Here is a 15,105-nt window from a genome sequence, read left to right on the forward strand (position 1 = left end):
TACTTCCCCGACGCCAGGTTCGCACCATCGGGCAGGGACCGGGCTGCGCGGGCTCCTCGCACCTACCAGCGCTCCCATTGGGGCGTTTCCCGCTCCCGGAGGGGTACCGCCGTGTCTGACAACGATTTTCCGGCTGGCTCCGGGGCTGGATTCGGCCATGTTCCGGTCATGCTCGGCCGCTGCTATGAGCTGCTCGCTCCGGCGCTGACCGCCAGGTCCGCGGATGGGGCGGGTGCGGTGCTGATCGATGCCACTCTGGGCGCCGGCGGGCACACCGAGCACTTTCTCTCCGTGCTGCCGGGCCTGACGGTGATCGGCCTCGATCGTGATACCAATGCCCTTGAGATCGCCCGGAAGCGGCTGGAGGCCTTTGGGAAGCGATTCACCGGAGTGCATACCCGCTACGACGGTCTGGCGGACGCGCTTGACGAGTTGGGTTACCGCGCAACATCTTCGGTTGACGCAGTGCTCTTCGATCTGGGCGTGTCATCCATGCAGCTCGATCAGGCCGATCGTGGTTTCGCCTACTCGGTCGACGCCCCGTTGGACATGCGGATGAATTCGCACGACGAGTTGACCGCCGCCGACATCTTGAACACCTATACGGCACCCGAATTGTCCAGGGTGCTCAGTAGATTCGGCGAGGAACGCTTCGCGCGGCGAATTGCAGACGAGGTCGTTCGGCGCCGCGCCGCCCAACCCTTTACGCACAGTGCGCAGTTGGTTGAGCTGCTGTACGACACCATCCCGGCGGCCACCCGTCGTACCGGGGGTCATCCGGCGAAAAGAACCTTCCAGGCACTGCGGATCGCAGTCAACGCCGAGCTCGAATCCCTTGCGGCTGCGATACCTACCGCCATGGCGGCGCTGCGTCCGGGTGGTCGTATCGCGGTCATGGCGTATCAGTCGCTGGAGGACAAGATCGTCAAGGCGGAATTTGCGGCCGCCATCGCATCTCGGTCACCGATCGACCTACCGGTCGAGCTGCCCGGTGACGCGCCGGAGTTCGCGGCGATCACCCGCGGTGCCGAGCGGGCCGACGATGCGGAAATAGAAGTCAATCCACGGAGCGCGCCGGTGCGGTTGCGGGCAATCGAACGAGTTGCGGACAGGAGGAGCGCATGATTGGGGTGCGCAAGAAAGCCGGCGAGTCCCCCAAGAAGAGCAATCCCGCCAAGCCCGCTAAACGTCGTGGTGCCGCTCCCAAGTCGGTCGGCGCCGGCCCGTCGCCGCGTCCGCGCCGTTCCGCCCCGCAGACCATGCCGATCCCGGTGCAGCGCAAGGCTCCCGAGAAGGTCCGCCCGGCGACCAGCACACAACAGGCGAAGGCCCGCGCGAAGGCCCGTAAGGCCAAAGCGCCCAAAGTCATTCGGATACCGCTACGCGAACGGATCCTTACCCGCCTCTCCGAGGTGGACCTGCGGCCGCATGTGTGGATCGCCAAGGTGCCATTCGTTGTGTTGGTTATCGGTGCCCTGGGTGTCGGCTTGGCCATCACATTGTGGCTCTCGACCGACGCCGCGGAACGGTCCTATCAGCTGGGCACTCAGCGGCGCACCAACGAGCAGCTGCTGCAACGTAAGGAAGCCCTCGAGCGCGATGTGCTGCGTGCGGAATCGGCGCCGGCGCTGGCGGATTCGGCGCGCGACCTCGGCATGATCCCATCGCGTGATATCGCGCATCTGGTACGGGACCCGCAGGGCAATTGGCTGCTGGTCGGCGCCCCGAAACCAGCTGAGGGTGTTGCGCCGGCACCGCTGAACTCCGTGATCCCCGACGACGCCGATGCCGTTCCTAAGGCCGGTAACTCGGTCGAGGTCCCCGTACAGCTGCCACCCGTACCGCCTCCGGTGGCTGTGGTGCCCCACATGCCCCCGCCGGCCGCGGTACCCGCGCCTGTAGTGGAAGCTCCTGCGGGGCAGGAACCTGTCTTGGCGCCGCCGGCTCCGGTCATGCCCGCTCCTGTGGTCGCCGCACCGGACCCCGCCGCCGTGATACCGCCCCCTGTGGCCGACGCGCCGCAAGCATCAAATATCGCGAATTCTCCAGTTACCGGGGAACAATTCAATCCCGTGGCAACAACGAGTCCCCACCCGACGGCGTGAACCGGCAGGATCGCTCCCGGCCGGTCGGCGCTCGCCGTGTCCGGCGTCCGGCGTCTGCCGTGTCGCGGACCGCTGGATTCGCTTTCCGTCATCGCACGGGCAACATCATCATTTTTCTGACGTTGGCCGTCGTCGCCCTTCAGTTGTTCACTCTGCAGGGACCGCGCGCGGCGGGTCTGCGTGCCGAGGCCTCGGGACAGCTGAAGGTCACCGAGACCGAGAAGGCGTTGCGTGGCACCATCGTTGACCGCGTGGGCAACAAACTGGCTTTCACCATCGAGGCTCGTGCTCTCACCTTCCAGCCGAAGAAGATTCGTGAGCAGCTCAAGAAGTCGTGGGAGGAAAGCCTGAAAATCCTCCAGGACCCCGGGAAGAGCGACGCCGTCAAGGCCGCGGCGGCGAAAACACGGGCGGTCGATCCGGAACGGCGGCTGCAGGATATCGCTGCCGGAGTGTCGGCCAAGCTCGGAAACAAGCCCGATGCCAAGAGCCTGCTGAAGAAGATCCGCAGCGACGACACCTTTGCGTACCTGGCGCGTTCGGTAGACCCGGCGATCGCCGCCGAGATCGTCAAAGAATTCCCCGAGGTGGGCGCCGAGCGGCAGGACATTCGCCAGTATCCCGGCGGATCGCTGGCCGCCAATATTGTGGGCAGCATCGACTGGGAGGGGTACGGCCTTCTCGGGCTTGAGGATTCGCTGGACAGCGCGCTGGCCGGTAAGGACGGTTCCCAAACCTACGACCGCGGCTCCGATGGCGCGGTGATTCCCGGCAGTTATCGGGACCGCCACAATGCCGTCAACGGATCCACCGTCGAGCTCACACTGGACAACGACATCCAGTTCTACGTGCAGCAGCAGGTTCAGCAGGCCAAGGACCTGTCCGAGGCGCGGACGGTGTCGGCGGTCGTACTTGATTCCAAGACCGGTGAGGTCCTGGCCATGGCCAACGACAACACCTTTGATCCGTCGCAGAACCTCGGTAAGCAGGGCAACCGCGAGATGGGCAATCTGTCGGTGTCTTCACCGTTCGAGCCCGGATCGGTCAACAAGGTCATCACCGCCTCGGCGGTGATCGAGAACGATCTGTCCAATCCCGATGAGGTCTTGCAGGTTCCGGGTTCTATCAACATGGGTGGCGTCACCGTGCGGGATGCGTGGCCACACGGAACAGTGCCGTTCACCACTACCGGTGTCTTTGGGAAATCGTCCAACGTGGGCACGCTGATGCTGGCCCAGCGGGTCGGCCCGGAACGGTTCATGGATCTGGTGGACAAGTTCGGTCTGGGCCAGCGCACGGGCGTCGGCCTGCCCGGCGAAAGCTCGGGCATCGTGCCGCCGATCGAGCAGTGGTCGGGCAGCACCTTCTCGAACCTGCCGATCGGCCAGGGCTTGTCGATGACGCTGCTGCAGATGACGGGTATGTATCAGGCGATCGCCAACGACGGAGTGCGGATGCCGCCGCGCATCGTCAAGAGCATCACCACACCCGATGGCACCCGTAAGGAAGAGCCACGCCCCGAGCCGGTACAGGTGGTCAACGCCGGAACCGCGCGCACCGTGCGGAACATGCTGCGCGCGGTGCTGCAACCGGATGCGCGTCAGATCCAGAACGGCACCGGCGCGTCCGGCGCTGTCGAGGGCTACCAGCTGAGCGGCAAGACCGGCACCGCCCAGCAGATCAACCCGGCCTGTGGGTGCTACTTCGACGACGTCTACTGGATCACCTTCGCGGGCATCGCCACCACCGATGATCCCCGGTACGTCATCGGTATCGAGATGAACGCGCCGAAACGCGGGTCCGACGGATCGCCGCACATGACTGCGGCCCCGCTGTTCCACAACATCGCGTCGTGGTTGATGCGGCGCCAAAACGTGCCGTTGTCACCCGATCCCGGACCACCGTTGATCTTGCAGGCGACCTGAGCCGGTCCTCATCCGATGAGGGGACGACTGCTCGCCCGGTACTGTCGTTTGACGCCCGGAGGCCATGGGCAGCAGAAGAACGGCAGGAGGTGATCGCAGGTGGCGGCATCCGGAACCCACCGGTTCCTTCCCTCAACGCGCCCGCAGCCGGTCTCCGACCTCGCCTCATTGATCTCGGCGGAACTGCGTGGGCCCAGTGCCGCGACCGTCACCGGCGTCACGCTGCGAGCCCAGGACGCGCGGGCGGGTGACCTCTTCGCGGCGCTGCCCGGTAGTAGCGCCCATGGCGCACAGTTCGCGTCCGAGGCGATCGCTGCGGGAGCTACCGCCGTGCTGACGGACGCCGCCGGGGCGCAGCTGCTGGCCGGGCAGAGCCCGGATTTCTCGGATATCGCGGTATTGGTCCATCCGATTCCGCGCGCGGTCCTCGGTGCGCTTGCGGCGAAGGTCTACGGGGAGCCTTCCCGCCAGCTGGAGGTGGTCGGTGTCACCGGAACCTCCGGGAAGACCACAACCACCTATCTGGTCGAGGCAGGGCTACGGGCGGCGGGCAAGCGGGTCGGTCTCATCGGCACAGTCGGGGTACGCATCGACGGCGAGGATGTCCCCAGCGCCCTGACCACACCCGAGGCGCCCGCTCTGCAGGAGTTGTTGGCCGAGATGGTGCAGCGTGGCGTGGACACCGTGGTCATGGAGGTTTCCAGTCATGCGCTGGCCCTCAACCGTGTGGACGGTACGCGTTTCGCGGTGGGGGCGTTCACGAATCTTTCGCGAGACCACCTGGACTTTCATCCCAGTATGGAGGATTACTTCGCGACGAAGGCTCGGCTGTTCCAGCGTGATTCGCCGCAGCGGGCGCAGCGCTCGGTCATTTGTGTCGATGATGACGCCGGGCGTGCCATGGCCGAACTGGCGCGCGCGGCGGGTCCCGGCACCGTCACGGTGAGCTCGGGCGCCGGTGCCGTCGCGGACTGGACCTGCTCGGACGTGGCGGGCGGCCCCGACGGCGGTCAGCGGTTTACCGCGAATGGTCCGGCCGGCAGCGTTGAGCTCGGTATCGCATTGCCGGGTCACTACAATGTGGCCAATTGTCTTGTGGCCATTGCGATCTTGGAATTGCTCGGGATCGCAGCGGTGACTGCGGCGCCGGGGATCGCGATCGCCGGTGTGCCCGGACGTATGGAGTCGGTGGTCGCAGGCCAGCCGTTTCTCGCCGTTGTCGACTATGCCCACAAACCGGGCGCCCTGCGCGCCGTCCTGGAGAGTCTGCGCAGCCATCGAGACGGACGGCTGGGGGTGGTGTTCGGCGCGGGCGGTAACCGCGATCGTGGCAAGCGTGCCGATATGGGGCAGGTGGCAGCCGAGCTGGCCGATCTCGTGGTGGTTACCGATGACAACCCACGCGATGAGGAACCATCCGCGATTCGCGCGGAAATCGTCTCCGGCACAACTGGTTCAGATGCCGAGGTGATCGAGATCGGCGACCGGCGTGCTGCTATCGGCTTCGCCGCACGGTGGGCGCACCCGGGGGACACCGTCCTGATCGCGGGCAAGGGGCACGAGAGCGGGCAGCGCGTCGGCGCGGTTTCGGTCCCGTTTGATGATCGAGTGGAGCTTCGTGTCGCGCTGGAAGGGCTGGAAAGCTCGAAAGGACTCGGGAGTCTGAATGATTGAGATGACTGTCGCCGAGATCGCGGAGATCGTCGGTGGACGTCTCGACGGAATCAGTGCCGAGGAAGCCCTGCATACCACCGTCACGGGCACCGTCGAATTCGATTCACGCCAGGTGGGACCCGGTGGACTGTTCTTGGCGCTGCCGGGTGCCCGGGTTGATGGTCACGATCATGCCGAGGGTGCGATCGCGGCGGGTGCCGTGGTCGTGCTGGCCGCCAGGCCGGTGGGTGTGCCCGCCATCGTGGTGCCGCCGACTGGCATAGCGCGTACCGAAGTATCTGCGCTGGAACATGATTCGGATGGGTCGGGTGCCGCGGTGCTGGCCGCCACCGCAGCGCTGGCGGCCGAGGTGGCCCGCCGGCTCTCGGGGCGGGGGCTGCGCATCGTGGGCGTCACCGGCTCGTCTGGCAAGACGTCGACAAAAGATCTCATCGCCGCGGTGCTCGAGCCGCTCGGTGAGGTGGTGGCGCCACCCGGATCCTTCAACAACGAGCTCGGTCATCCCTGGACCGTGCTGCGTGCGACGGATTCGGCCAGGTTTCTGGTGCTGGAGCTGTCGGCTCGACGCCCCGGAAACATCGCGGACCTGGCCGCCATCGCGCCGCCGTCAATCGGTGTGGTGCTCAACGTCGGTACGGCGCACCTGGGTGAGTTCGGTTCGCGACAGGCCATTGCCGACACCAAGGGTGAACTGCCGCAATCACTTTCCAGTGATGGCGTGGCGGTGCTGAATGCTGACGACTCGGCGGTGGCCGCCATGGCCGCCAAGACCCGGGCCCGGGTGGTCCGCACCAGCGCGCACGGCAGCGCCGATATCTGGGCGACAGACGTGAGCGTCGACGGCCTGGCGCGGGCTCGCTTCACCCTGCATGCCGGTGACGAGGCCGTACCGGTTCAATTGGCTGTCCACGGCGAGCATCAGGTGAGCAACGCACTCGCGGCCGCCGCGGTCGCGCGGGAATGCGGCGCCACGCTGGCACAGGTTGCCGAAGCGCTCGCCGGGGCTGGTCCGGTCTCGCGGCGCCGCATGGAGGTCAGCACCCGAGATGACGGGGTGACGGTCATCAACGACGCGTACAACGCCAACCCGGATTCGATGATGGCCGGGCTCAAGGCCCTGGTGTCGATGGCTCGTCACGGTGCGCAGCCCCGTCGCAGCTGGGCGGTGCTGGGCGAGATGGCCGAGCTGGGGCCCGATGCGATATCCGAGCATGACCGCATCGGACGGGCCGCCGTGCGCTTAGATGTCAGTCGATTGGTAGTCGTCGGAACCGGGAGGTCGCAGCGGGCAATGCATGCGGGTGCAGTGATGGAGGGGTCGTGGGGGTCCGAGGCGGTGCTGGTGGACGATCCTGCGGCAGCCGCCACACTGCTGGCCGGCGAGCTGGCGGCCGGTGACGTGGTGCTGGTCAAGGCATCGCGGTCGGCCGGGCTGTGGGTCGTGGCCGATGGGCTGCTGAAGGTGGGTGACGCATGAGGCAGATCATCATCGCGGCCGGGATCGCGATCCTGGTGTCCATCATGCTGACCCCGGTGCTTATCCGGGTGTTCTCGCGGCAGGGCTTCGGTCAGGAGATCCGGGACGACGGACCGCAACATCATCAGAAGAAGCGTGGCACTCCCTCGATGGGCGGCGTCGCGATCCTGGCGGGTATGTGGGCCGGGTACTTCGGATCTCATCTGATCGGTATTGCGTTCGGATCCGATGGCCCCTCGGCCTCTGGGCTGTTGGTGCTTGCGCTGGCCACCATGCTCGGTGGTGTCGGTTTCATCGACGACTTCATCAAGATTCGCAAGGCGCGCAATCTCGGCCTCAACAAGACCTCCAAGACGGTCGGTCAGATCCTGTCGGCCTTGGTGTTCGGCGTGCTGGTGCTGCAGTTCCGCAATACGGACGGGTTGACGCCCGGTAGTGCGCAGCTGTCCTACGTGCGTGAGATCGCCACCGTGGCGATGCCCGCCGTGATCTTCGTGCTCTTCTGCGTGATCCTGGTGATGTCGTGGTCGAACGCGGTCAATTTCACCGACGGACTGGATGGGCTGGCCGGCGGATGCATGGCCATGGTGACCGGCGCCTATGTCATCGTGACCTTCTGGCAGTACCGCAACGCCTGCTCCACGCATCCCGGTGTGGCGTGCTACAACGTGCGCGACCCGCTGGACCTTGCGGTGATCGCCGCGGCGACGGCGGGTGCATGTATCGGGTTCCTGTGGTGGAACGCCGCACCCGCCAAGATTTTCATGGGGGACACCGGATCGCTGGCTCTTGGCGGCATCATCGCCGGCCTGTCGGTGACCACCCGAACCGAGCTGCTCGCGGTGGTGCTGGGAGCACTGTTCGTCGCCGAGATCGTGTCGGTGGTCCTGCAGATCGCCGCGTTCCGCACCACCGGCCGCAGGGTGTTCCGGATGGCGCCGTTCCACCATCATTTCGAGCTATTGGGTTGGGCGGAAACGACAGTCATCATCCGGTTCTGGCTGTTGACCGCGATTGCCTGCGGCCTCGGTCTGGCGTTGTTCTACGGCGAGTGGCTCGCCACGATCGGTGACTAACCGGCCATGACCGTTTCCGAGATGGCCGAACTGCCCAGCCGAGCAAGGGTTCTGGTTTGCGGCGCGCGCGTCACAGGCGATGCTGTCGTCGCGGCGTTGACGGGACTGGCCGACCTCGACCTGCGTATTACCGTCTGCGACGACAATGAGGACGCTCTGCGGCGTCATCGCGATGCGGGGCGCGGGGCGCTCACCACCGCCGAGGCGCAGCACCACATGGCCGATCAGGATCTGGTGATCGTCAGTCCCGGCTTCGGTCCTTCCTCGCCGATCGTGCTGGCCGCGGTGCATGCCGGGCTGCCCATCTGGGGTGATGTCGAATTGGCATGGCGTCTGGATGTTTCCGGCCGGTTTGGGCCGCCCAAGCGATGGCTGGTGGTGACCGGAACCAACGGAAAGACCACCACCACCGCCATGGTCCACGACATGCTGACGGCCGCGGGCCGCACCAGTGCGCTGTGCGGGAACATCGGCGACCCGGTGCTGAACGTGCTGGATCGCGATGTCGACTACCTGGCTGTCGAGCTGTCGAGCTTCCAGCTGCACTGGGCGCCCTCGGTGCGGCCCGCGGCCGGCGTGGTGCTCAACGTGGCCGAGGACCACCTGGACTGGCATGGGGGAATGGACGCCTACACCCGGGACAAGGCGCGAGTGCTCGACGGCGAGGTCGCCGTCGTCGGTCTCGATGACGGGGTGGCGGCCGGACTGCTTTCCGGCGCGGCGGCACCGATCAAGGCCGGGTTCCGCACCGGTGAACCCGGGGCCGGGGAGCTCGGAGTGCGTGACGGCCTGCTGGTGGACCGGGCGTTCGGGCCGGATGTACCCCTGATCGAGGTGGCCAAGCTTCCGGTCGCGGGCCCGATCGGTGTGCTCAACGCGCTGGCTGCCGCCGCGCTGGCGCGTGCGGTGGGTACGCCCGCGGAGGCTGTCGCGCGGGCGCTGGAGGCCTTCCAGGTGGGGCGGCACCGTGCCGAGCTGGTGGCGCAGCGCCACGATGTTGCTTACGTGGACGACTCGAAGGCCACCAATCCGCACGCGGCCGCGGCGTCCATCGCGGCCTATCGGCGCGTCATCTGGATTGCCGGGGGGTTGCTCAAGGGAGCGGCGGTCGATGATCTGGTGCGCGAATGTGCCGACAGGCTCGGTGCGGTTGTGCTGATCGGCACCGATCGGGGTGTGATTGCTGAGGCTTTGGCGCGACACGCGCCGGATGTACCCGTTGTTGCGGTTGTGACGCGCGAGGATGCTGGGGTGCAAGAGGCAAATGTGGTCTATGTGACTGATGAGGCGGATGGGGGTGGCGCTGATCTGGGTACCCGGGTCATGGCCGCGGCTGTCCGGCACGCCAGCGCTGTGGCCCGGCCTGGCGACACCGTGCTGCTGGCTCCGGCCGGCGCATCCTTCGACCAATTCAGCGGGTACTCCGAGCGTGGCGATCGATTCGCCGCGGCGGTGCGCGCACTTACCGGTTAGGTAATAGCGCCGTGTCGACCCTGACCGCTCCGTTCACCAGGTTTTTCCGCTCCGAGGACCGCGCCGCGGCGAAGACGGCGGCCAAGCCCGCCAAGAAATCGTCCGACGCGAAGGCCGCTGGGTTGGTGGCCCGGACTCGTTTGGGTGCCTGGCTGAACCGGCCGATGACGTCGTTTCACCTGATCATCGCGACGGCCGCGCTGTTGACCACACTCGGCCTCATCATGGTGTTGTCCGCATCCGGCGTTGAGTCCTATGACGTGGACGGGTCTGCGTGGGCGGTGTTCGGCAAGCAGGTGCTCTGGGTCTGCGTGGGTCTGGTCGGTTTCTACATCGCGCTGCGCACGCCGATCCGGGTGATGCGCAAGTACTCGTTCCCGGCATTCGTCTTCACCATCGTCTTGATCACCTTGGTGCTGGTGCCCGGAATCGGCACGTACTCCAACGGTTCTCGTGGCTGGTTCGTCTACGGTGGCATGTCCATGCAACCTTCGGAGCTCACCAAGATCGCCTTCGCGATCTGGGGTGCGCACCTGTTGGCTTCGCGCCGCATGGAGAAGGCCTCGCTGCGCGAGATGCTGGTTCCGTTGGTGCCGGCCGCGCTCATCGCCCTCGTGCTGATCGTCATTCAGCCCGACCTGGGGCAGACGGTCTCCATGAGCATCATCTTGCTGGCGCTGCTCTGGTATGCCGGGCTGCCGCTGAAGGTGTTCCTCAGTTCGGTGATCGCCGCCGTACTGGCCGCGGCCATCCTTGCCGTCTCTGCCGGGTACCGCTCTGATCGGGTCAAGGCGTGGCTGGATCCGTCGGCGGACCCGCAGGCCACCGGTTATCAGTCGCGTCAGGCTCGATTCGCGCTGGCCCAGGGCGGTTTCTTCGGCCAGGGTCTGGGGCAGGGGTCGGCGAAATGGCACTACCTGCCCAACGCCCACAACGACTTCATCTTCGCGATCATCGGCGAGGAACTCGGATTTGTCGGCTGCATGGGGGTGCTGGCGCTGTTCGGTGTCTTTGCGTACACCGCCATGCGCATCGCCAAACGCAGTGCCGATCCGTTCCTGCGGATGCTGACCGCCACCGCCGGTATGTGGGTCATCGGTCAGTCCTTCATCAACATCGGATACGTGATCGGCCTACTGCCGGTGACCGGCATCCAGCTGCCGCTGATTTCTTCGGGTGGTACTGCCACGGCCACAGCCCTTTTCATGATCGGTCTGATCGCCAACGCGGCGCGCCACGAACCCGAAGCTGTCGCCGCACTGCGTGCGGGTTCGGGTGACCGGATGAACAGGCTGCTGCGGCTCCCGGCGCCGGAGCCGTATGTGGCGCCGCGCATCGACACCGCACGCGATCGACTGCGCGCCAAGTCGGCCGGACGAGGCGCCGAGACTGCCGATCGGCGGCCCGAGCGCACCTGGCAGCAAGACTCCGCGCAGGGGGGCAAGCGCAAGCCACGTGCACGTACCGACAGCGACGCAGGGCATCATAGGCAGGTACAGCAGGTGCGCAGGGCCTCGGGCACGCGCGCGAGCGGCCGGTCCCGTGAGCAATCCCGGGCCGGGAGTTCACGGGCCCGAAGCCATCGATAGCTGCTGAACATGTGATTGCCGCCAGACCGAAAGGATGCTCCCGGAGTGAGTGACGAACTTCGGCCGCTTTCGGTGGTACTGGCCGGCGGCGGTACCGCGGGACACGTCGAACCCGCCATGGCGGTTGCCGACGCTCTGCGTGAGATCGACCCGTCGGTGCGGATCACCGCATTGGGTACCGAGCGTGGCCTGGAGACGCGGCTGGTGCCCGACCGTGGGTACGACCTAGAACTGATCGTGCCGGTGCCGCTCCCGCGCCGCCTCACCGGCGACCTCGTGCGGCTGCCGTTGCGGGTGCGCCGGGCAGTGCGGCAGACCCGGGCGGTGTTCGACAACGTCGGAGCGGACGTGGTCATCGGTTTCGGGGGTTACGTGGCGCTGCCCGCCTATCTGGCGGCCCGCCGAGGACCGCTGCGCCGTCCTCGTGTTCCGGTGGTTATTCACGAGGCCAACGCACGTGCCGGCCTTGCCAATCGGGTCGGGGCGCGCCGCGCGCAGCGCGTGCTGTCGGCCGTCTCGGATTCGGGGCTGCGCCATGCCGAGGTGGTCGGGGTGCCGGTTCGTGGATCGATCACGGCGCTGGATCGCACCGCATTGCGGCAGGAGGCGCGCGCTCACTACGGATTCGACGACGATGCTCTCGTGCTCTTGGTATTCGGCGGGTCCCAGGGCGCGGTGTCCCTGAACAATGCCGTCGCGGCCGCAGCCAATGACCTTGCCGCTGCCGGGGTTTCGGTGCTGCATGCACACGGGCCGAAGAATACGATCGAGCTGCCACAGGGCGGTCCGCGGGATGTTCCGGGTGCCCCCAAATATGTGGCCCTGCCATACCTGGACCGCATGGACCTGGCCTACGCCGCGGCCGATATTGCCGTGTGCCGATCTGGCGCGATGACCGTCGCCGAGGTCTCGGCGGTTGGGTTGCCCGCCATCTACGTGCCCCTGCCCATCGGCAACGGCGAACAGCGGCTCAACGCGCTGCCGGTCGTCGACGCCGGAGGCGGTGTGATCGTCGCCGACCGTGACCTCACTCCGGAGACATTGGCACACATGGTGATCGAAATCGCCTCCGATTCCGGCAAGCTTGCCGAGATGACGTCGGCCGCCGCGCTGTCGGGACATCCGGACGCCGCACGGCAGGTGGCTCAGGTGGCGCTCGATGTCGCACGACAGCAGCGATCTCAGGGACGGAGTGCATCGCGATGAACATCGGCCCACTCCCGGAGCATCTGCGCCGCGTGCACATGGTCGGCATCGGCGGTGCCGGAATGTCAGGTATCGCCAGGATCCTGCTGGACAGGGGAGCGCAGGTATCGGGCTCCGATGCCAAGGAATCTCGTGGCGTGCTCGCACTGCGTACCCGCGGTGCCCTGGTCAATATCGGCCACGACGGCGACGCCTTGGATCTGCTGCCGGGCGGTCCCACCGTGGTGGTCACCACCCACGCGGCCATTCCCAAGACGAATCCTGAACTGGTGGAAGCTCATCGGCGTGGAATACCGGTCCTGCTGCGCCCGGTTGTGCTCGCGGACCTGATGGCCGGATACCGCACCCTCATGGTGACCGGAACGCATGGCAAGACCAGCACCACCTCCATGCTCATTGTGGCGCTGCAGCATTGCGGATACGACCCATCGTTCGCGGTCGGCGGTGAACTCAACGAGGCCGGCACCAACGCCCACCACGGCAGTGGGGACGTGTTCGTGGCCGAGGCCGACGAAAGTGATGGTTCGCTGCTGCAGTACCGGCCGGATCTCATCGTCGTGACCAACATCGAGGCGGACCATCTCGATCACTTCGGCAGCGTCGAGGCCTATACCGCAGTATTCGACGAATTCACCGAAACTTTAGGCCCCGAAGGGGTCTTGGTGGTGTGCCTGGATGATCCGGGGTCCGCGGCGTTGGCACGCCGGGCCCACGAGCGCGGCCTACGAGTACGCGGCTACGGCAGCGCCGAACAGGCCGACGCCGCGGGTGTCCCGGTGGCCGGGTGGCTGCGTGATTGGCAGTTCAAGGACACCGGAGCGTTCGCACAGATCCAGCTGGCGGGCGAGAAGACCTCGCGCACCATGCGACTGTCGGTGCCGGGTCGGCACATGGCCCTGAACGCGCTGGCCGCTGTGGTGGCGGCCGCCGAGATCGGGGCCTCTGTCGAGGATGTGCTCGATGGGCTGGCCGGATTTGAAGGTGTGCGCCGCCGATTCGAATTGGTCGGTCAAGTCGAGAGCGTCCGGGTCTTTGATGACTATGCGCACCATCCCACCGAGGTCCGCACGGTGCTGCAGGCGGTTTCCGGAATCGTCGCGCAACAGGGTTTTGGCCGCTCCGTTGTCGTCTTTCAGCCCCACTTGTACTCCCGCACAGCATCTTTCGCAACAGAGTTCGCCGAGGCGCTCAGCGTGGCCGATCTGGTGTTCGTGCTCGATGTCTACGGGGCGCGCGAAGCACCGCTGCCGGGTGTCAGCGGTGCGTTGATCGTCGAGCAGATCTCTGGGGTGCCGGTGCATTACCTGCCCGATCTGTCGACGGTGGCTGCGCATGTCGCCGCGGCCACGGCGCCGGGGGACCTGGTGATCACGATGGGTGCGGGCGATGTCACGCTGCAGGGCAAGGAGATCGTGCGCGCGTTGCGTGCGCGTGCCAATGACTGGCCGCCCCCGAGGAACGGTCAATGAGCGAGCCGGACAAGACTTCCGAGGAGGCAGCGGAGTCGGCTCCGGTGTCTGACGAGGTCGGGGATTCCGCTGCCGAGGCGATCGACGAGGATGCCAGTGCCGAGCAGGCGGACGCCGACGAGTCCGCCGAGGGGCCGCGGATGCGGGCCAGGCGCGAGCGGATGGAGCGCCGCGACGCACAGCGGCGCGCCATCGCCCTGGAACAGGCGCGGCGTGAGGCGAAGGCGGCCGCCAAGGGCAAGCAGGTAGATCAGGGCAAGAGCGCGGGACGCGGGAAGGTTCAGGGTTTACACACCCTGCTGCTCGCGGTGCTGCTCACTGTGATCGCGGTGGGGCTGGGGGCGATTCTGTACTTCACGCCCCTGATGTCCGTGCGCCAGACCGTGGTGACCGGCACCGGGGTGGTCACCCAAGAGGACGTCCTTCGGGAACTGAACATCACCAAGGGCACGCGGCTGCTGCAGATCGATACCGCCGCCGCCGCGGACCGGGTGGCCAGCATCCGCCGGGTGGCCAGCGCGCGTGTGCAATGCGAGTACCCGTCCACCTTGCGCGTCACCATCGTCGAACGGGTCCCGGTCGCGGCGTGGGCGGGCGGCGACGGGACGCACCTCATCGACCGCGACGGGGTGGACTTCGCCAACGAACCGCCGCCGCCGGGCATTCCGGTGCTGGACGTGGTGGCTCCAGGCCCGCAGGACCCGACGACCAAGGCGGCACTGCAGGTTCTCACCTCGCTGGCACCCGACCTGGCGCGACAGGTCGCCAAGATCGCTGCGCCGTCGGTGTCGTCGATCACGCTCACTCTCGACGACGGTCGCACCATCGTCTGGGGGACCACCGACCGCACCGCGGAGAAGGCGGAAAAGCTGGGGGCCCTGCTTACCCAGCCCGGTCGCATGTACGACGTGTCCAGCCCGGACCTGCCCACGGTCAAGTAGGCGACCGGACTGCTCGCGGTTTCCAGAAATAGCCACGGGAAAATCCAGCGATCCATCGGCGCGCCTCCCGGGCGCGGCTAACCGCGCCCCCTACCGTTCTGTTTCAGCGGGACAACCTGACATAACTCTAAGCCTGAGGTAGAGGTTGAGAGTTTGCAGAGAGGCTCCAG

11 protein-coding genes are annotated in these 15,105 nt (G+C 66.6%); all 11 read left to right on the forward strand.

Going from position 1 to position 15,105, the window contains the following annotated elements; all coding sequences use genetic code 11:
• Nucleotides 1-168 precede the first annotated feature (168 nt).
• A complete protein-coding gene (gene rsmH, locus HBA99_RS10040) occupies nucleotides 169-1,125 on the forward strand; it encodes a 16S rRNA (cytosine(1402)-N(4))-methyltransferase RsmH (RefSeq protein ID WP_234797099.1) in 957 nt (318 codons plus the stop codon).
• The gene (ftsL, locus tag HBA99_RS10045) at nucleotides 1,122-2,105 is read left to right on the forward strand and encodes a cell division protein FtsL (RefSeq protein WP_070916205.1); all 984 of its coding nucleotides are present in this window, start codon (nucleotides 1,122-1,124) and stop codon (nucleotides 2,103-2,105) included. The genes rsmH and ftsL overlap by 4 nt, the downstream gene beginning before the upstream one ends.
• Entirely contained in the window at nucleotides 2,102-4,030 is a 1,929-nt protein-coding gene (locus HBA99_RS10050; RefSeq protein ID WP_070951098.1) for a peptidoglycan D,D-transpeptidase FtsI family protein, read from the forward strand. Before ftsL ends, HBA99_RS10050 begins: the two co-directional genes overlap by 4 nt.
• A 99-nt stretch (nucleotides 4,031-4,129) precedes the next feature.
• Nucleotides 4,130-5,704: a UDP-N-acetylmuramoyl-L-alanyl-D-glutamate--2,6-diaminopimelate ligase gene (locus HBA99_RS10055; RefSeq protein WP_070951097.1), complete on the forward strand. Its 1,575-nt coding sequence runs from the start codon at nucleotides 4,130-4,132 to the stop codon at nucleotides 5,702-5,704.
• Nucleotides 5,697-7,181, forward strand: a complete 1,485-nt coding sequence (locus tag HBA99_RS10060; protein ID WP_070951096.1) for a UDP-N-acetylmuramoyl-tripeptide--D-alanyl-D-alanine ligase — start codon at nucleotides 5,697-5,699, stop codon at nucleotides 7,179-7,181. Before HBA99_RS10055 ends, HBA99_RS10060 begins: the two co-directional genes overlap by 8 nt.
• Nucleotides 7,178-8,257, forward strand: coding sequence for a phospho-N-acetylmuramoyl-pentapeptide-transferase (gene mraY / locus HBA99_RS10065; RefSeq protein WP_030095497.1), 1,080 nt, complete (start codon nucleotides 7,178-7,180; stop codon nucleotides 8,255-8,257). The genes HBA99_RS10060 and mraY overlap by 4 nt, the downstream gene beginning before the upstream one ends.
• 6 nt (nucleotides 8,258-8,263) lie before the next feature.
• Entirely contained in the window at nucleotides 8,264-9,730 is a 1,467-nt protein-coding gene (gene murD / locus HBA99_RS10070) for a UDP-N-acetylmuramoyl-L-alanine--D-glutamate ligase (protein ID WP_070951095.1), read from the forward strand.
• An 11-nt stretch (nucleotides 9,731-9,741) separates the two neighbouring features.
• Nucleotides 9,742-11,319: a putative lipid II flippase FtsW gene (gene ftsW / locus HBA99_RS10075; RefSeq protein ID WP_070951094.1), complete on the forward strand. Its 1,578-nt coding sequence runs from the start codon at nucleotides 9,742-9,744 to the stop codon at nucleotides 11,317-11,319.
• Nucleotides 11,320-11,364: 45 nt separating this feature from the next.
• Complete coding sequence (gene murG / locus HBA99_RS10080) at nucleotides 11,365-12,525, forward strand: undecaprenyldiphospho-muramoylpentapeptide beta-N-acetylglucosaminyltransferase (protein ID WP_109494107.1); 1,161 nt, start codon at nucleotides 11,365-11,367, stop codon at nucleotides 12,523-12,525.
• On the forward strand, nucleotides 12,522-13,994 hold the full coding sequence (gene murC, locus HBA99_RS10085) for a UDP-N-acetylmuramate--L-alanine ligase (RefSeq protein WP_030095501.1): 1,473 nt from the start codon (nucleotides 12,522-12,524) through the stop codon (nucleotides 13,992-13,994). Before murG ends, murC begins: the two co-directional genes overlap by 4 nt.
• Nucleotides 13,991-14,935 (forward strand): cell division protein FtsQ/DivIB, encoded by a 945-nt coding sequence (locus tag HBA99_RS10090; protein WP_064408568.1) that lies wholly within the window; start codon nucleotides 13,991-13,993, stop codon nucleotides 14,933-14,935. Before murC ends, HBA99_RS10090 begins: the two co-directional genes overlap by 4 nt.
• Nucleotides 14,936-15,105: the final 170 nt, after the last annotated feature.

The organism is Mycobacteroides chelonae, from assembly GCF_016767715.1.
Taxonomy (GTDB): domain Bacteria; phylum Actinomycetota; class Actinomycetes; order Mycobacteriales; family Mycobacteriaceae; genus Mycobacterium; species Mycobacterium gwanakae.